This is a genomic window from Algibacter sp. AS12 (assembly GCF_046736315.1).
Taxonomy (GTDB): Bacteria; Bacteroidota; Bacteroidia; order Flavobacteriales; family Flavobacteriaceae; genus Algibacter_B; species Algibacter_B amylolyticus.
On record NZ_CP151841.1, the window covers coordinates 3,699,982 to 3,716,735 of the forward strand.

Genomic DNA, 16,754 nt, shown 5'->3' on the forward strand with positions numbered 1-16,754 from the left:
TTGTTAAATTAAATCATAAAAGTTAAAAAATGGGTTTATTAAAAACCATTCTTATAATAGCCTTGGTGTATTACGGAATTAAAATTCTTTCTAGAATTTTTGCACCTTTACTGCTTAAATTCGCTGCTAAAAAAGCCGAAGAACGTTTTGGAGGTCAGTTTGGTCAATTTCAAAAAAGACAAAATCAACAGACTGAAAAAAAGGAAGGCGAAATAACTATTGATAAAATCCCGGAAACAAAAACTTCAAACAAAAATGTTGGAGAATATGTGGATTATGAGGAAATAGAGTAGTGCTCTCTTTTTTATTGTTCCGCTTAACAGGAATTATTCGCTTAAAGTTTAGTAATCTCATTATACTTAATTCTGAAAAATTATAACTATTTTTCAGAATCATTTTCTTAAATACGATTCATGCCATTATCAATTAAAAAATTATTACCCCACGTATTAGTTTTATTAGGTTTTATAGTAATTTCATTAGCATATTTTAGTCCTGTTTTACAAGGTAAAGCTATTTATCAAAATGATATCGTGCAGTATATTGGCATGAGCAAACAGCAAAAAGACTTTAAAGCTGATACGGGCGAAGAAACATATTGGACTAATAGTGCTTTTGGAGGCATGCCAACGTATCAATTGGGTGCGAAATATCCGCATAACTACATTAAAAAATTAGATTTAACCTTGCGGTTTTTGCCACGTCCGGCAGACTATTTATTTCTGTATTTATTAAGTTTTTATGTGTTTTTACTAGTGTTAAAAGTCGATTTTAAATTGGCTGCTTTAGGTGCTCTAGCCTTTGGTTTTTCCACGTATTTAATTATAATTTTAGGGGTTGGGCATAATAGTAAAGCGCATGCTATAGCTTATATGCCGTTGGTTTTAAGCGGTATCTTATTGGTGTTTCAAAAACGATATATTGTTGGTTTTTTATTAACAACCATTGCAATGGGGCTGGAGTTAGTATCTAATCATTTTCAAATGACGTACTACCTTATGTTTTTGGTTATCATATTAGGTATTGCATATTTAATAGATGCTTATAAAAAACAAATGTTGCCTCATTACTTTAAATCCCTTGGTATTTTGGTTGCTGCTGTTGTTTTATCTATAGCGCTAAATGCTACTAACTTTTTAGCTACCAACGAATATGTTAAAGAGAGTAAACGTGGTAAAAGTGAGCTAACAATCAATCCTGATGGTTCGCCTAAAGAAATTACAAATGGTTTAGATCGAGACTATATAACTCAGTTTAGTTATGGTATTGTGGAAACTTTTAATCTATTTATACCTCGTTTTACAGGTGGTGGAAACTCCGAAGATGTTGGTAAAGGCTCTGCTACTTATGAAGCCTTTAGAAAATTAGGAGCAACCACAACTCAAGCAGCACAAGAAGCGAGTCGTGCACCAACGTATTGGGGCGACCAGCCTATAGTTGAAGCGCCAGCATATATAGGGGCAGTCGTATTATTTTTATTTGTTTTTGCTCTGTTTTTAGTAAAAGGCAGATTAAAATGGTGGCTTGTTGGAGGTACACTACTGTCTTTATTGTTGTCTTACGGAAAGAACTTAGGTTTTTTAACGGACTTGTTTATTGATTTTGTACCGCTATATAATAAATTCCGAGCGGTAAGTTCTATTCAGGTTATTTTAGAATTATGCGTACCGGCTTTAGCTATTTTCGGGTTGGTGAGGCTTTTTAATGATTATGAAGGTAAAGAAGTTAAGCTTAAAGCCTTAAAATATTCGGTAAGTATTACAGCTGGTTTGGCTTTAGTATTTTTGTTATTTAAACCCTCCTTATTTGATTTTGTTGGTGCTAACGATGGTTTTTATCGTCAAAATTACGGGCAAGATTTTGTTGATGCCCTAAAAGCCGATAGAAAATCTATGTTTACAGCTGATACTTTTAGAACTTTGGTTTTGGTGTTATTATCAGCGGGTGCTATTTATTTCTTTTTAACCGAAAAGCTAAAAGAAAAATGGGTTATTGTTGCTTTTGGAGCTTTAATTCTTTTTGATTTGGTTGGTGTAGATAGACGCTACGTTAATAATGATGATTTTGTTTCTGGAATTCAAATGAATAAACCATTTCAGGCTACAGAGGTGGATCAATATATTTTAAAAGATAAATCGCATTATAAGGTATACGATTTGGTTTCAGGGCCATCAAAGCCATCCTATTTTCATAATTCTCTAAATGGCTATAATGCAGCCGAATTAAGGCGCTATCGCGAAGTATTCGATTTTTATATTTCTAGAAACAATATTAATGTGCTTAATATGCTAAATGCAAAGTATATTGTGGCGCAAGATGAAGAAGGCGGAGCGTTTCCTTTTAAAAATGAAAGCACTAATGGTAATGCTTGGTTTGTAAGTACTATAGAAGAAGTAAAATCGGCTAATGATGAAATTAAGGCTTTAGATAGTTTAGATTCTAAAAACAAGGCGGTTTACATGAAACCTGCATTATTGGATGGGGATATTAAAAACAGTTATGCCGTAGATTCTTTAGCGCGTATTGATTTAAAGGCGTTTACACCTAACTACTTAAAATATGAAACCAATAACTCAAATGATGGTTTTGCGGTGTTCTCGGAAATCTATTACCCTAAAGGTTGGAAAACTTTTATCGACGGAAAAGAAACGAATCATATGCGCGTAAACTATATTTTGCGCGGTATGCAAATTCCAAAAGGAAGACATATTATTGAGTTTAAGTTTGATCCAGATGTGGTTAAAACGGGAAGTAAAATAACCTTAGCAAGTTCAATATTGTTAGGTTTATTAATACTTGGTGGTTTGTTTTATGAGTTCAAAAAGAATAAAAGTGTCTAAAAAAACGCTAATAATAACCTACTATTGGCCACCTGCTGGCGGACCAGGTGTTCAGCGTTGGTTGAAATTTGTTAAGTATTTACCAGAGTTCGACATTGATCCTATTGTTTTTATTCCAGAAAACCCTAATTATCCTATTGTAGATGAAAGTTTGGAGCTTGAAGTATCAGATAGAGTAACTATAATTAAACATCCGATAAAGGAACCATATAAATGGGCGGGGTTATTTTCGAAAAAGTCTTCAAAAACCATTAGTAAAGGGATTATTTCAAATGAGAAACAGCAGTCTTTTGTCGAAAAGGCTATGCTTTTTGTGCGTGGAAACTTTTTTATACCAGATGCCAGAGTAGGTTGGGTAAAGCCTTCGGTGGCCTTTCTTGAAAATTATATTAAAAACGAAAATATAGAATCTATTATTACTACAGGGCCTCCACATAGTGTGCATCTTATTGGTTTAGAATTAAAACAGAGGTTAGGCGTAAAGTGGTTAGCAGATTTTAGAGATCCATGGACAACCATTGGTTATCATAAACAACTAAAGTTAATGGCTAGTTCTGCAGCTAAGCATAAAGCTTTAGAGAAACAAGTTTTAAACACTTCAGGTCAAATTATAGTTACAAGCTTTACTACTAAAAAAGAGTTTGAAGCTATAACAAGTAAACCCATTGAGGTTATTACAAATGGTTATGATGACGAAGCTCATGTAGATTTCACTACGGATTATAAATTTACTTTGTCTCATATAGGTTCTTTATTATCCAAAAGAAATCCTGAAATATTTTGGAAAGTTCTTAGCGATTTGGTTATCGAAAACTCAAGTTTGGCTAAAGACCTACAACTTAATTTTGTTGGTTTTGTTAGTGATGAAGTATTAGGTTCTATTGAAAAGTATGATTTAAGTAATTATGTTAATAACATAGGGTATGTGTCGCATAAAGAAGCTATTAAATTTCAAAAACAATCTCAAATTTTATTGTTGATAGAAATAGATTCAGAAGATACAAAGTGTATAGTTCCGGGTAAATTGTTTGAGTATATGGTTTCAAATAGACCTATAGTTGCTATTGGTCCAAAAGATTCCGATGTTCAGAAAATTATAAAAGAAACTAATACAGGGCACTACTTTAATTACAATGATTACGACTCATTAAAAAGAATTATCTTAGAGCATTATAATGCTTTTCTTAATAATAGTTTACAAACGCATCCCATTGGATTGCAAAAGTATCATAGAAAAGCGCTCACCAAATCATTAGCTAGTTTATTATAATGGGCGTCGTTGCAACACAATCCTTTAAGAATATTATTTCTACCTATTTAGGGTTTTTTATAGGCGCTATAAACACATTATTTCTTTACACTGAGTTTTTAACCGACGATTATTACGGAATGGTAGGCTATATGCTGTCTTTGGCTTATGTTATTATGCCGTTAATGTCTTTTGGTATGCATAATACTTTGGTTAAATTCTATTCTACATTTAAAACAAGAGTGGCGTTAAATAGTTTTTTAACGCTAATGTTAATACTGCCTATTTGTATTATACTTCCATTAATATTGATTGTCTATTTTAGTCATGATGCCATTGCTGATTTTCTATCAAGTGAAAATGAAATAATAAAAGGTTATTTATGGCACACCTTTTTTATAGCGGTTGCTTTGGCTTATTTTGAAGTGTTTTTTGCTTGGGCAAAAGTGCAAATGCAAACGGTGTTTGGGAATTTCATGAAAGAAGTCTTTCATAGGGTTGGCACTATGCTGCTGTTGTTTGCATTACATTTTGAAGTTATAAGTTTAGAGCAGTTTATGGCTGGACTTGTGGTAATTTATGTTTTGCGTATGTTGGTCATGAAATTTTATGCCTTTAGTATAAAATTCCCAGTAATTACATTTAAAAAAGTAAGCGGATTAAGTAATATTTTAAAATACTCTGCACTAATTATTGTTGCTGGATTAATAGCGACCCAGCTTTTAGATATTGATAAGGTTATGATGGGGCAGTACCTTAATCCTATGAGGAACATTGCTTATTATAATGTAGCTATTTTTATTTCGACAGTTATTGCAGTTCCTCAACGTGCTATGCATCAATTATTATCACCTATGTCGGCAAAGTATTTAAATGATAGAGATTTCGAGTCGTTAGTAGATTTGTACAAACGTAGTTCTTTAAACTTGTTTGTAGTTGGTGGTTTAATATTTTTATTGATTATTTTAAATATTAACCAATTATACCTTGTTATAGATGAGGAATATAGCGTTGGTTTATATGTAGTGCTATTAATAAGTGTTTCTAAGCTGTACGATTCGCTTTTAGGAAGCAATAATGCTATTTTATTTAATAGTGATTATTATAGATTGGTATTGATTATTGGTGTTGTTATTATTGTGGTCATGATATTATTAAATATTATGCTTATACCCATGTATGGTATAAATGGAGCTGCAATAGCGACGTTTATAGCGGTTTTTCTTTATAATACAATAAAATTATATTTCGTTTATAGAAAATTTAAAATGTTTCCGTTTACGCTTGCTACCTTTAAGATAAGTATGCTTTTGTTGGTAAGTGCATTATTATTTTATTTCTGGGAATTTCCTTTTCATCCTATTTTTAATATTGCGATAAAGTCGATTTTTATAACTTCACTTTATGTTTTTGCAATTTATAGATTTAATTTATCTGAAGATATTTCAACCGTTATTAAAAAGTATTTAAGGCTGAAGTAATTGATTATTATTTCCGCGAAAGCGAAAACAGTGGAAACAGGGTTAGGGTATTAGAATATGAAACTTTCCGTGTTCGCCAAAATGACTAAAACTTACTTAAAAAGAAAAACCCCACGATGTTGCTTTGAGGCAAACTTTTCGTAGGGATTTTCAAACTAACCAACCAAAATTATTATGATCGTCTTCGTGTTGATGTCGATCTTGTATTGTTGCTAGAACTACTTCTGCTTTGTGTTACTCTTGGTGTTCTGCTTTGTGTAGACTTTGAAACTGTGCGTTTTTGCGTTGTTCTTGGTTTACTTACAGTACGTTGAGCTGCTTGTGTACTTCTAGTTATATTATCGTTTCTATCATATGTACGTGTATTTGTTGTTTTTGGTTTTTGAACTGTAGTAGTTTTTTTGTTAGGTGTTACCGTATTGTTTCTAGTACTCGTTCTATTACCTATGTTACTAGTGTTTCCAGAGCTTCTTCTATTATTTATTTGAGAATTATTTCTAGACGTTGTTGTTCTTGGAGTGTTATTAATTGTTCCATTATCACGTCTGCTTACTTGTTTTTTTACATCACCAATAGTTCTAGTGCTTCTGTTTATAGTGCTACTAGTACGTCTTGTACTTGTGTTGTTACTAGCAACAGATCTTTTGTAATTTGTACTTCTGTTAACTTGTGTAACATTTTTTTTGCTTCTATTTACCGTAGCGTAACTTCTGTTTCTCGCAATAGTATTTCCTCTTCTAGTTGCAATAGCTGTTCTAGGTCTATAGTTGTTTTGAAACGCTCTGTGATACGAGTAACGAACTGGTTTGTAAAATTGTCTGTAAGGTCTATTGTATACTACACAGTAATCTCTAGCTGGTATGCTGTAATATCTGTGCCATGGTCTGTACACATAGCCTCTGTTATAGATGTTGATAAACCCAGAGTAATGAGAAAACACGTTGTTTCTGTAATATACATTTAACCCTCCAATACGGTTTATGTAGCCAAAGTTGTTATAATAGATGTTTACATTTCCGGCTTGACTAATACGACCGTAATAATCATAATAAATAGGAATGTTTTCAATTTGAATTATAGCCCCGTATTCATCATATTGCACATACGCATTATAGTCGTATCCCGAATTGAAACTCAGGTTTACATTTCGTGTATTAATATTTACGCCAAATTGAGCATTGTTTCTAATTAGGTTGAAATCGAATTGTCCATCTCTAAAAACAGAAAACTCTACGCCATCTACATTAAATATAAAAGAGTTTCCATAACCTCCATAATATGTTGCTGCTTCATTTGCATTTGCTTTAGTGTTGGTTGTGGTTGCGTTAACAGTAAATCCTGTTAGGACTAAACCTGCTAATAAGAATATAAACTTTTTCATAACTGTAATTTTTTATGGGTTACTGTTTTAGTAATTACAACCATCGTGCCAAAAAAATAATATATTGCTTTAAGCCTTGTAAACATTGATAAAATAATTTACATGCGTTTTGAAATGGAAGTGAGTTAATTTGAGTTTGACTAAAAAAAACACAGAAATTACCATGTGTAATGTAATTAGTTTGTAAGTGGCCTTATTTAAAATTAATTCTGAAACATGGGGATATTAGAAAATTTAACGATTTAATAGATGAGCACATTATAGAGCAACACGATATTTTGTTTTTTGAAATAAGTTTTTTCCTGAAAATGTAATAGAGTTTACAGCTGAAATTTCCATTAAAACATTAGTAATTACATTAACTATATTATAGGGTGTATTAGTGATGAGTTGAAGCTTTTTTGAAGTAGGAAAGGGTATTGAAGATTAAATGTGATAAATAAAAAACCTCGAAGCCTTTACGACTTCGAGGTTTTCACCTTTAACTAAACTAACTAATCTCAAAAAATATTATCTTTTATATTTATTGTAATGCTTTGTTTTTACATTATGTTTTACTTGGCCACGGGTTTTAACAATTTGTCCTTTACGGTTGTATTCTACTTTTAAACCACCAACTTTGGTTAAATCGCCATGTTTTTTGCTTTCGTAGCTCATATTAACAGTACCTGCACGAGTTATACGTCCGTAACGATCATAATTTATGTTTACATGGCCAATGCGTTTAATTTTTCCAAATCTGTCGTGGGTAATTGTTAGACCTTTATTAGAGAAACGTGTATACTGTACATTGGCATTTGGGCCTCTATAACTTTTGTTTCTGTACTTGTTTTTGTTATATGGTAATGGGTTGAAGTGTTTTGTGTGTTTTGTATTAAAATCGAAACTACCATCTGAGAAAATTAAAAACTCCACACCGTTTTCTATAAACTTAATAGGTTGCGATAGCTGGTTGCTTTTTCTTTTTTCTACTTTTATTGTTGGTTTGTGTGTGTTGGTTTCGGTTGCTGATGCAGTTGTTAATCCTATCAACAAACTTGCAAATACTAGTACTACTCTTTTCATAATCATAAGGATTTCATTGTGCCTACTCTTTAGCTTTTCGGCTTTCGCTTTGTTGTTTAGTGGTTTTCAATTTGCGTGCCAAAAAAACGATTAGATTGCTGTATTAACTTGGTTTTAACAGTCTTGTTATTGTTAGTTGGTTGGTTTTTAGCGGGTTGTGTTTTGTGCTAAAAAGGTCAAGTTTTTTTAAGAAGAAATTATTTTATTGAAACGCCTCTTTTTAGAAAAGAAATAAGTAAAATGTACTAACTTGTGGCGTTAGACTAAAATTTCGCAAATAGGTGCGTTAGGGATTGAGCAATTGTTGGAGCTCTCCTCGAAGAGAGCGACTTGTGAAAGCCCGACCCTTGTGGTAACGCCTAAATAATAAAAAGGGAATTATAGCTTCTCTTTTAAATATTTACCAATTTGAGATGCTTTTATGTTAGATATTTCTTCTGGAGTTCCAGTTGCTACTAGATTCCCGCCTTTTTCGCCGCCCGTTGGACCAAGGTCGATAATATGATCGGCACATTTAATTAAATCGATATTGTGCTCGACAACAATAATAGAGTGGCCTTTGGCTATTAAAGCGTTAAATGATTTTAGTAACTTTTGAATGTCGTGAAAATGGAGTCCGGTTGTAGGTTCGTCGAAAATGAATAGCGCTTTTTCTTTATTGTTTCCTTTACCCAAAAATGAAGCCAATTTAATACGTTGTGCTTCGCCACCAGATAGGGTAGACGAGCTTTGTCCTAAAGTAACATAACCCAAACCAACATCTTGTAGTGGTTGGAGTTTGTTTTTAATTTTTGTTTGCTCGGTAGCTTCGAAAAAAGCAATGGCATCGTCGATTGTTGAGTTTAAAATATCGTCTATGTTTTTATCGGCAAATGTAACTTCTAGGACTTCCTTTTTAAAGCGTTTGCCTTTGCAGGTTTCGCATTCTAGATGCACATCGGCCATAAATTGCATTTCAATGGTTACTTGACCTTCGCCCTTGCAAGTTTCACAACGTCCGCCATCTACGTTAAACGAAAAGTGTTTTGCTTGGTAGTTTCTTATGGTGCTTAATTTCTGTTTTGAAAACAGCGCGCGAATATCATCGTATGCTTTTATATAGGTTACCGGGTTGGATCTTGATGAGCGCCCAATTGGATTTTGATCTACAAATTCGATGTGATTTATATTGCTAAAATTTCCTTTTAGCTCGGTAAATTGTCCTGGTTTATCTCCAAAATCGGTTAGCTTTTTTTGAAGCGAAGGGAATAATATTTTTTTAACCAAGGTGCTTTTTCCACTACCTGAAACTCCTGTAATTACGGTTAGCATGCCTAAAGGAAAGCTAACGTTGATGTTTTTTAGGTTGTTTTCGCGAGCGCCAATAATATCGACATGGTATTTTGATGTTCTGCGTGTTTTGGGAACTTCGATTTTTAACTCTTCGTTTAAGTATTTGGCTGTTAAGGATTGTGATGCTAAAATATCGGCATAAGTGCCATCTGCAACTACATGTCCGCCAAAGGTTCCCGCTTCGGGTCCAATATCGATAATGTATTCTGCGGCTTTCATGATATCTTCATCATGTTCCACCACAATTACTGTGTTACCTAAATCGCGTAAGGATTTTAAAACAGAAATAAGACGTTCGGTATCTTTAGGGTGTAGGCCAATACTAGGTTCATCCAGAATGTACATGGAACCAACCAAACTACTTCCTAACGATGTTGCAAGGTTTATACGCTGACTTTCGCCACCAGAAAGGGTGTTCGATTTTCTGTTTAGCGTTAAATAATCTAAACCAACATTGGCAAGAAATGATAGCCTGTTATTTATTTCTTTTAATAATCTATTGGCTATATGCGTGTCGTGATCGTTTAGTTTTAGCGATTTAAAGAAGATGGTGAGCTTATCTAATGGCATTTCTACCAAATCGGTAAGTGTGGCACCGGCAATTTTTACGTAATTAGCTTCAAAACGTAAGCGTTTACCGTTACAGGTTTTGCATTTGGTTTTACCGCGGTAACGTGATAACATTACCCGATTTTGAATTTTATAAGCTTTAGACTCTAACTCGGCAAAAAAGGAGTTTAAACCTTCAAAATGTTTATTTCCTGTCCAAACCAATTGTTTTTGGGAATCGCTTAGCTCAAAATAAGGTTTATGAATAGGGAAATCGAATTTATGTGAGTTGTTTACCAATTGGTCTTTATACCAACTCATGCTTTCTCCTCGCCAAGCAAAAATGGCACTTTCATATATAGAAAGCCCTGTGTTTGGAATTACTAAATCTTCATCAATACCAATAATATCGCCATAACCTTCACATTTTGGGCAGGCGCCATAGGGATTGTTAAAACTGAATAAATGAACATTAGGTTCTAGAAAGTTAATACCATCTAATTCGAATTTATTACTAAATGGTCGTTGTTTGTTATTGCTTAAGGTTTCGATAATACATTCGCCTTTACCTTCAAAAAAAGCTGTTTGTACGGCGTCTGCTAATCGGTTGTAAAAATCCTCTTCATTTTTGGTGATCACTCTATCTACAACTAATAGTATGGTGTCTTTTTTGGTTATAGACAGAGCTTCGTCTATTCTTAAAACATCGTCGTTAACTTTTATACGTGCGTAACCTTGCTGGTTTAATGTTTTTAATTTGTCCTCAATGGTGCGTCCTTCTTCTAAATAAATAGGAGCGAGGAGCAGTAGTTTTTCTCTTTCTGGAAATGTTTTAATGTATTCTAAAACATCTGTGACCGTGTCTTTTTTTACTTCTAAACCAGAAACTGGTGAGTAGGTTTTTCCGATTCTAGCAAATAGTAGCTTAAGATAATCGTAAATTTCGGTAGTTGTACCTACTGTAGAGCGTGGATTTGTAGAATTTACTTTTTGCTCTATAGCAATAGCAGGGGCAATGCCTTTTATATAATCTACTTTTGGCTTGTTTAATCGCCCTAAAAACTGACGTGCATAACTTGATAAGCTTTCTACATAGCGTCGTTGACCTTCGGCATAAAGCGTATCGAAAGCTAAACTTGATTTTCCTGAACCCGATAAGCCCGTAATAACCACTAATTTGTTTCTTGGAATAACAACATCGATATTTTTAAGGTTATGCAGTTTTGCACCTTTTATAATGATGTTTTCTTTTGGGTTAACTTCGGAAATATTAGTGTTCATAGGATGTTTGTCGAAATAATTTGTAAAGATAATACAAGTGGGCGAGCATAAAAAATAACCGTTTATCGAATAAAAAGTTAAAAAAAATTATGATTTATTGTTTTTTAGGAACGATTGTTGTTATATTTGACTTATAATAACTTCATAAACACGTATCTATAGCATAAAATTACTTTTAAACTTAATAACCCCCAAGCAACGAGGTTTTACTTCGTGCATTAAAAGTAAACATTATGCAACAAGAACTTATTACAGATGCGATTCTAGTAAGCAACTACATTAAAGGTGATGAAAGCGCGCTAGAAATTTTAATTAAACGGCACAAGCAAAGAATTTACAGTTTTATTTACTCGAAAGTATACGACAGAGATGTTGCTGAAGATATTTTTCAGGATACTTTTATTAAAGTTATAAGAACTCTAAAACGAGGTGCGTATAACGAAGAAGGTAAGTTTTTACCTTGGGTAATGCGTATTTCGCATAATTTAGTGATAGATTTCTTTAGAAAAAATAACAGGATGCCTAAATTTGATAATGCTGGCGATTTTAATATTTTTTCTGTTTTAAGCGATAGTAGCTTGAATGCTGAAAAAACGATTATTAAAGAACAGGTAGAACATGATGTAAGACGATTGGTTGATGAACTTCCTGACGATCAAAAAGAGGTGTTAATGATGCGTATTTATAACGATATGAGTTTTAAAGAGATTTCTGAAAGAACGGGTGTTAGTATTAATACTGCTTTAGGAAGAATGCGCTATGCACTTATTAATTTGCGTAAAATAATAGATAAGCATAATATAGTTTTAACGAATTGATGCAATAAAGTAAATCTTGTTTCGTTTTCTATTAGAATTAACCCTTTAAATAGATAAAATGGAAAAAATTTACTCTGAAGATTCTTTAAAAAACATTGAAAAACTTGAGCCGAAAGGGGAGACAGTTGATTTTCTTCTCAATTACTCAAAAGCTTTAAGTGTTATAGATTATAAAAAAATGAAGTTTGAAGCGCTTCTGAATTAAAAGTTTTAAAAAAAAAAGCCCAGATTCTATGAATTAGGGCTTTTTTGATTTATAATAATCATCCAAAACAGATTGTCTTCCAATAGTTTTAGTAATAATATCTTTTTCTAAATCCCAACCTCGAGCGGGTGAATATTCACGACCATACCAAATAATTTGAAGATGTAGGTCATTCCACAATTCTTCAGGAAATAAACGTTTCGCATCTTTTTCGGTTTGTGCTACATTTTTTCCATTGGTTAAATTCCATCGGTACATTAATCTGTGAATGTGAGTATCAACAGGAAATGCAGGAACACCAAAGGCTTGAGACATAACTACGCTTGCTGTTTTGTGGCCAACGGCAGGTAATTCTTCTAAATATTTAAAACTTTGAGGCACTTCACCATTATGCTTTTCAATTAATATTTTTGATAAGCCGTAAATGCCTTTGCTTTTCATTGGCGATAAACCGCAAGGTCTAATGATTTCTTTAATTTCTTCTACCGACATTTTTATCATGTCAAAAGGATTGTCGGCACGTTCAAATAATAAAGGGGTTATTTGATTTACGCGAACATCTGTACATTGCGCCGAAAGTAAAACAGCTATTAATAGGGTGTAAGGATCTTTATGGTCTAACGGAATTGGTATTTCTGGGTATAGCTTGTAAAGTGTATTTTTAACAAAGTTTACCTTTTCTTGTTTAGTCATAAGTTGTATTTTTGATAAAAATCAAAGTTAAGACTATGAATACACTAAAACAAGGCGATGCTGTTCCTAATTTTACAGCTAAAGATGAGCAAGGAAATGATATTTCGTTAAGCGATTATAAAGGTAAAAAATTGGTTGTGTTTTTCTATCCAAAGGCAAGCACGCCAGGTTGTACGGTTGAAGCTTGTAATTTAAGAGATAATTACGCCGAACTTAAAGCGCAAGGCTATGAGCTGTTAGGTGTTAGTGCGGATTCTGCAAAAAGACAATCAAATTTTAAAAACAAACATGAATTTCCATTTCCGTTGTTAGCAGATGAGGATAAAACGGTTATTAATACCTTTGGTGTTTGGGGGCCTAAAAAGTTTTTGGGTAGGGAATATGACGGTATTCACAGAATGACATTTTTAATTAACGAGGAAGGTGTTGTAGATCGTGTTATTCAAAAGGTAAAAACCAAAGATCATGCGGCGCAAATTTTAGAAAATTAATTTACCAGTTTGTATAAAAAAAACGGCTATTTGTACAAAATAGCCGTTTTTTATTTTTTTTATCGCGTTTTACTTTTTCTTTCTTGTAATGTTTCTGCTTAAGGTGAGTGGTCTTCTAGTGTACCCAAATAACCTGTAGTCTTTAATTAACTCAGCAGTGCCTTCAGGTACCATTTCTTCCCAACCTTTTTCGCCTTGCGAAATTTTACGTAAAATCTCTCTAGAAAATATATTCATGATGCTTTCATCGTAATCTTCTATATCGATAACTTTTCCGTTGTATTTAAAGAATTTATATAACTCTTTCATACGTGGGTAAACTTTTAGGTTTTCGCTAGTTATGAGCTCTCCGGTTTCAGTATCCTTCATAGGGTACAGGTAAACTTTTAAGTCTTTAAAGAATAGTTTACCAAAGGCTTCTAAAATACCACCGCTCATATGGCGATAGTATTTTTCATCAAAAATATCTACTAAATTACTAACACCCATTGCTAATCCCATTCTAGCTTTTGTGTAGTTAGAGAAGTATTCAACCACCTTAAAGTATTCTTGAAAGTTGGATATCATAACCGATTGTCCTAGAGAGCATAATAAATCTGCACGATCTATAAAATCTTGCTCGTCAATTTCACCTTCGGCTCTTAAATTAGATAGTGTAATTTCAAAAACCACAACGGTTTTCTTTTCATCAACTTTATTTTCCTTAATAAACATTTCATATGATTTCTCATACATTGCCATATTTACTTTTGTTACTGGTCTAAAACTACCTCTAAGTGCTAAAATGTTTTTCTTATAAAACACACGAGCCGGTAAAACGTTGGTGCCGTCTGGACCAAACATTACGGCGTCTGTCATGCCATTTTTAACAAGCTGCAAACTCATTAATCGGTTGTCGATATCTTTAAAAACAGGTCCTGAAAAGTTAATGGTGTCAATTTCTAACTGGTCTTTATCTAAATGGTCGTACAAATAACGCAATAACTTTTTAGGCTCATTATACTTGTAAAACGCACCATAAATCAAATTTGTACCTAGAACACCAAGCGTTTCTTGTTGCAGTCGTGCATCAGTTTCTTTAAAACGTAAATGCAGGATTATTTCGTTGTACTCAGCTCCAGCTTCAACTTGATATTTAATTCCTACCCAGCCATGACCTTTAAATTGCTTAGCAAAATCAATTGTTGCAACTGTGTTGGCGTACGTAAAAAATATTTTATTTGGGTTTTTTTCACGGGTTAGCCTATTTTCCATTAGGTCCATTTCGTGGGCAAGCATTTTTCTTAAGCGTGCTTCGGTTACGTACCGTCCATCGTCTTCGGCGCCATAAATAGCATCACTAAAATCTTTATCGTAAGCAGACATAGCTTTAGCGATAGTTCCTGAGGCTCCTCCAGCTCTAAAAAAATGACGACAAGTTTCTTGTCCTGCGCCAATTTCCGCAAAGGTTCCATAAATGTTTGCGTTTAAGTTGATTTTTAATGCCTTAGACTTTAACGATGGGATATCGTCAAACTCTTTATCGCCAGTAATGGTTATTTCCATAATTTATATAGGTTACGTCTTATCCTTACAAAGGTATCAAATAAGTGTAGCAAACAAAAAAATAAACTTATTTTTGTAAAAACTTAAAATTTTTGAAAATTACTTTCCTCGGTACCGGTACTTCTCAAGGCATTCCAGTTATAGGAAGCGATCATCCAGTTTGTTTAAGCGAGAACCCTAAAGACAAGCGTTTACGTGTTTCTGTTCTGGTGGAGTGGGATGCGTTTACCTATGTTGTAGATTGTGGTCCTGATTTTAGAATCCAAATGCTTAGGGAGCATGTAAAGCGAATTGATGGCATTGTATTTACGCATGAGCATTCCGATCACGTTTTAGGTTTGGATGATATTAGGCCGTTTTATTTCAACCAAGGTGATATTCCTATTTACAGCCATAAACGTGTTTTGAAATCTATAAAAAAGCGTTTTGATTATGTTTTTAAAAAAGAAAACAGGTATCCAGGAGCTCCGGAAGTTGTTACGCACAGACTTAAAAATAAGCCATTTAAATTAAAAAACTTAACGGTGATTCCTGTAAGCGGGAAGCATCATGAGTTGCAAGTTTTTGGGTTTAGATTTAAGGAATTTGCGTATTTAACCGACATGAAAACGGTTTCGGATAAGGAAGTTGAAAAAATTAAAAATGTAAAAGTTTTGGTGGTTAATGCTTTGCGTATAGAGCCACATCACTCACATTTTAATCTAGAGGAAGCCCTGGAGTTTATAAAAAGAGTTAACCCTGAGAAGGCCTATTTAACGCATATAAGTCATTTGTTGGGGTTTCATGATGATGTTGAGGAAATGTTACCAAAAAATGTATTTTTGGCTTACGACGGATTGAAAATAACAGTTTAAATAAAAATTATAATGAAGCAGAGAATTTTTATGTATTTATTTGTGTTTACGGCGCTTTTGGTATTGTTTCAATACGTTAGCTCAAAACGAATTTTTGAGGATATAGACAAGCAGTTAGTAACAAGTAACACGCAGCTTAAAAAATATAAGGATTCTGTTGCTGTTTTACATAATGATATTTTAGAATTATCGCATTTCAATCTTTATAGAAATGAAGATGCTATTAGTTATTTTGAAAATGATGGCTATAAAATAGATGAATTGATTCCGTTTATTAAAGATGAATTGTATAAGATGAATGAAGTAAAAGGCGATCACCCAATTATTCCTTATGCTTCAGGTGAAGGCAGAAAGATGCTGTTGAATACAGTAAAAATGCTAAATCATAAATGGATTATAGCTGATTTTTCCGATGGTCAATATTGGGGAGAAGTACTTCTAACCTATGAAATTACGCAAGAAAAACAACTGAAATTTCAACTAGTAGAACATTTTTTATATCCTTTTGATTAAGGATTAATCTTTAAGTAATATAATATTACGGAAAGCTGCTTAGTCAATTTTAATAGCTATTCCTTTTTCTTTTCGCTGGGGCTCACCTTCGTTAAAAGAGGCTTTGGCGTATTCAAAGGTGTACGAGCTATCTGTAGTGGTTAGTATTTTCATATGGATAGGGTCTTTTTCTGCGATTGATTTTGGGTTTATTTTGTATAATACAAACTCGCAATCATTGATCCATTTCACTTCAGAACTGTCTGTTTTCCCATCATAAAAATTAATACTATAGCGTTCTGTTCTCTTAAAGTTAGCGCTTTTTGAAGTGCCATCTACAATGTAGTCAAAACGAAATGTACCTGTTTTGTAATCTTTACAGTTTCTTGTGGATTCATAGCAGCTTGTTAGGCTAAGAAGAAAAGCTAAAAGAAGTAATGCACGCATTTTTTATTGTTTTGCTTACAAAGCTACTAAA

General features: G+C 33.2%; 15 protein-coding genes. 9 read left to right on the forward strand and 6 right to left on the reverse strand.

What is annotated here, in order from left to right; genetic code table 11:
- The first annotated feature begins 29 nt into the window (after positions 1 to 29).
- The 4 genes from AAFN75_RS15085 (at position 30) to AAFN75_RS15100 (ending at position 5,570) form a co-directional block, all read left to right on the forward strand.
- Complete coding sequence (locus AAFN75_RS15085; protein ID WP_411807124.1) at positions 30 to 293, forward strand: DUF4834 family protein; 264 nt, start codon at positions 30 to 32, stop codon at positions 291 to 293.
- 120 nt (positions 294 to 413) lie between these two features.
- On the forward strand, positions 414 to 2,840 hold the full coding sequence (locus tag AAFN75_RS15090) for a YfhO family protein (RefSeq protein WP_411807125.1): 2,427 nt from the start codon (positions 414 to 416) through the stop codon (positions 2,838 to 2,840).
- Entirely contained in the window at positions 2,812 to 4,110 is a 1,299-nt protein-coding gene (locus AAFN75_RS15095; protein WP_411807126.1) for a glycosyltransferase family 4 protein, read from the forward strand. Before AAFN75_RS15090 ends, AAFN75_RS15095 begins: the two co-directional genes overlap by 29 nt.
- Entirely contained in the window at positions 4,110 to 5,570 is a 1,461-nt protein-coding gene (locus AAFN75_RS15100) for a polysaccharide biosynthesis C-terminal domain-containing protein (protein ID WP_411807127.1), read from the forward strand. Before AAFN75_RS15095 ends, AAFN75_RS15100 begins: the two co-directional genes overlap by 1 nt.
- Positions 5,571 to 5,742: 172 nt before the next feature.
- On the opposite strand, the gene AAFN75_RS15105 is transcribed toward AAFN75_RS15100, so the two are convergent.
- The 3 genes from AAFN75_RS15105 to uvrA form a co-directional block, all read right to left on the reverse strand.
- Positions 5,743 to 6,951 (reverse strand): hypothetical protein, encoded by a 1,209-nt coding sequence (locus tag AAFN75_RS15105; protein WP_411807128.1) that lies wholly within the window; start codon positions 6,949 to 6,951, stop codon positions 5,743 to 5,745.
- 510 nt (positions 6,952 to 7,461) lie between these two features.
- Complete coding sequence (locus tag AAFN75_RS15110; RefSeq protein ID WP_411807129.1) at positions 7,462 to 8,016, reverse strand: hypothetical protein; 555 nt, start codon at positions 8,014 to 8,016, stop codon at positions 7,462 to 7,464.
- A 378-nt stretch (positions 8,017 to 8,394) separates the two neighbouring features.
- The gene (uvrA, locus tag AAFN75_RS15115; RefSeq protein ID WP_411807130.1) at positions 8,395 to 11,178 is read right to left on the reverse strand and encodes an excinuclease ABC subunit UvrA; all 2,784 of its coding nucleotides are present in this window, start codon (positions 11,176 to 11,178) and stop codon (positions 8,395 to 8,397) included.
- A 233-nt stretch (positions 11,179 to 11,411) separates the two neighbouring features.
- On the opposite strand from uvrA, the gene AAFN75_RS15120 reads away from it, so the two are divergent.
- Both AAFN75_RS15120 and AAFN75_RS15125 read left to right on the forward strand, forming a co-directional pair.
- Complete coding sequence (locus tag AAFN75_RS15120; RefSeq protein ID WP_411807131.1) at positions 11,412 to 11,996, forward strand: RNA polymerase sigma factor; 585 nt, start codon at positions 11,412 to 11,414, stop codon at positions 11,994 to 11,996.
- A 58-nt stretch (positions 11,997 to 12,054) separates the two neighbouring features.
- Entirely contained in the window at positions 12,055 to 12,201 is a 147-nt protein-coding gene (locus AAFN75_RS15125) for a hypothetical protein (RefSeq protein WP_411807132.1), read from the forward strand.
- A gap of 33 nt (positions 12,202 to 12,234) precedes the next feature.
- On the opposite strand, the gene AAFN75_RS15130 is transcribed toward AAFN75_RS15125, so the two are convergent.
- The gene (locus tag AAFN75_RS15130; protein ID WP_411807133.1) at positions 12,235 to 12,894 is read right to left on the reverse strand and encodes an endonuclease III domain-containing protein; all 660 of its coding nucleotides are present in this window, start codon (positions 12,892 to 12,894) and stop codon (positions 12,235 to 12,237) included.
- 35 nt (positions 12,895 to 12,929) lie between these two features.
- Between AAFN75_RS15130 and bcp the strand changes: the two genes are divergently transcribed.
- Positions 12,930 to 13,385 (forward strand): thioredoxin-dependent thiol peroxidase, encoded by a 456-nt coding sequence (gene bcp, locus AAFN75_RS15135; protein ID WP_411807134.1) that lies wholly within the window; start codon positions 12,930 to 12,932, stop codon positions 13,383 to 13,385.
- A 69-nt stretch (positions 13,386 to 13,454) separates the two neighbouring features.
- Here bcp and AAFN75_RS15140 read toward each other — a convergent pair whose 3' ends face one another.
- Positions 13,455 to 14,930, reverse strand: coding sequence for a TonB-dependent receptor (locus AAFN75_RS15140; RefSeq protein ID WP_411807135.1), 1,476 nt, complete (start codon positions 14,928 to 14,930; stop codon positions 13,455 to 13,457).
- Between the two features lie 92 nt (positions 14,931 to 15,022).
- On the opposite strand from AAFN75_RS15140, the gene AAFN75_RS15145 reads away from it, so the two are divergent.
- Entirely contained in the window at positions 15,023 to 15,784 is a 762-nt protein-coding gene (locus AAFN75_RS15145) for an MBL fold metallo-hydrolase (protein ID WP_411807136.1), read from the forward strand.
- 12 nt (positions 15,785 to 15,796) lie between these two features.
- The gene (locus tag AAFN75_RS15150) at positions 15,797 to 16,297 is read left to right on the forward strand and encodes a hydrolase (RefSeq protein ID WP_144115937.1); all 501 of its coding nucleotides are present in this window, start codon (positions 15,797 to 15,799) and stop codon (positions 16,295 to 16,297) included.
- A 39-nt stretch (positions 16,298 to 16,336) separates the two neighbouring features.
- Here AAFN75_RS15150 and AAFN75_RS15155 read toward each other — a convergent pair whose 3' ends face one another.
- Positions 16,337 to 16,723: a hypothetical protein gene (locus AAFN75_RS15155; protein WP_411807137.1), complete on the reverse strand. Its 387-nt coding sequence runs from the start codon at positions 16,721 to 16,723 to the stop codon at positions 16,337 to 16,339.
- Between the last annotated feature and the right edge of the window lie 31 nt (positions 16,724 to 16,754).

What these genes read in the sequence shown, in the direction of transcription:
- AAFN75_RS15155 (WP_411807137.1), bottom strand. Translation starts at nt 16,723, where the DNA reads ATGCGTGCATTACTTCTTTTAGCTTTTCTTCTTAGCCTAACAAGCTGC.
- AAFN75_RS15130 (WP_411807133.1), bottom strand. Translation starts at nt 12,894, where the DNA reads ATGACTAAACAAGAAAAGGTAAACTTTGTTAAAAATACACTTTACAAG.
- AAFN75_RS15150 (WP_144115937.1), top strand. Translation starts at nt 15,797, where the DNA reads ATGAAGCAGAGAATTTTTATGTATTTATTTGTGTTTACGGCGCTTTTG.
- AAFN75_RS15120 (WP_411807131.1), top strand. Translation starts at nt 11,412, where the DNA reads ATGCAACAAGAACTTATTACAGATGCGATTCTAGTAAGCAACTACATT.
- AAFN75_RS15140 (WP_411807135.1), bottom strand. Translation starts at nt 14,930, where the DNA reads ATGGAAATAACCATTACTGGCGATAAAGAGTTTGACGATATCCCATCG.
- AAFN75_RS15100 (WP_411807127.1), top strand. Translation starts at nt 4,110, where the DNA reads ATGGGCGTCGTTGCAACACAATCCTTTAAGAATATTATTTCTACCTAT.
- AAFN75_RS15085 (WP_411807124.1), top strand. Translation starts at nt 30, where the DNA reads ATGGGTTTATTAAAAACCATTCTTATAATAGCCTTGGTGTATTACGGA.
- bcp (WP_411807134.1), top strand. Translation starts at nt 12,930, where the DNA reads ATGAATACACTAAAACAAGGCGATGCTGTTCCTAATTTTACAGCTAAA.
- AAFN75_RS15090 (WP_411807125.1), top strand. Translation starts at nt 414, where the DNA reads ATGCCATTATCAATTAAAAAATTATTACCCCACGTATTAGTTTTATTA.
- AAFN75_RS15095 (WP_411807126.1), top strand. Translation starts at nt 2,812, where the DNA reads ATGAGTTCAAAAAGAATAAAAGTGTCTAAAAAAACGCTAATAATAACC.
- AAFN75_RS15105 (WP_411807128.1), bottom strand. Translation starts at nt 6,951, where the DNA reads ATGAAAAAGTTTATATTCTTATTAGCAGGTTTAGTCCTAACAGGATTT.
- AAFN75_RS15125 (WP_411807132.1), top strand. Translation starts at nt 12,055, where the DNA reads ATGGAAAAAATTTACTCTGAAGATTCTTTAAAAAACATTGAAAAACTT.
- uvrA (WP_411807130.1), bottom strand. Translation starts at nt 11,178, where the DNA reads ATGAACACTAATATTTCCGAAGTTAACCCAAAAGAAAACATCATTATA.
- AAFN75_RS15110 (WP_411807129.1), bottom strand. Translation starts at nt 8,016, where the DNA reads ATGAAAAGAGTAGTACTAGTATTTGCAAGTTTGTTGATAGGATTAACA.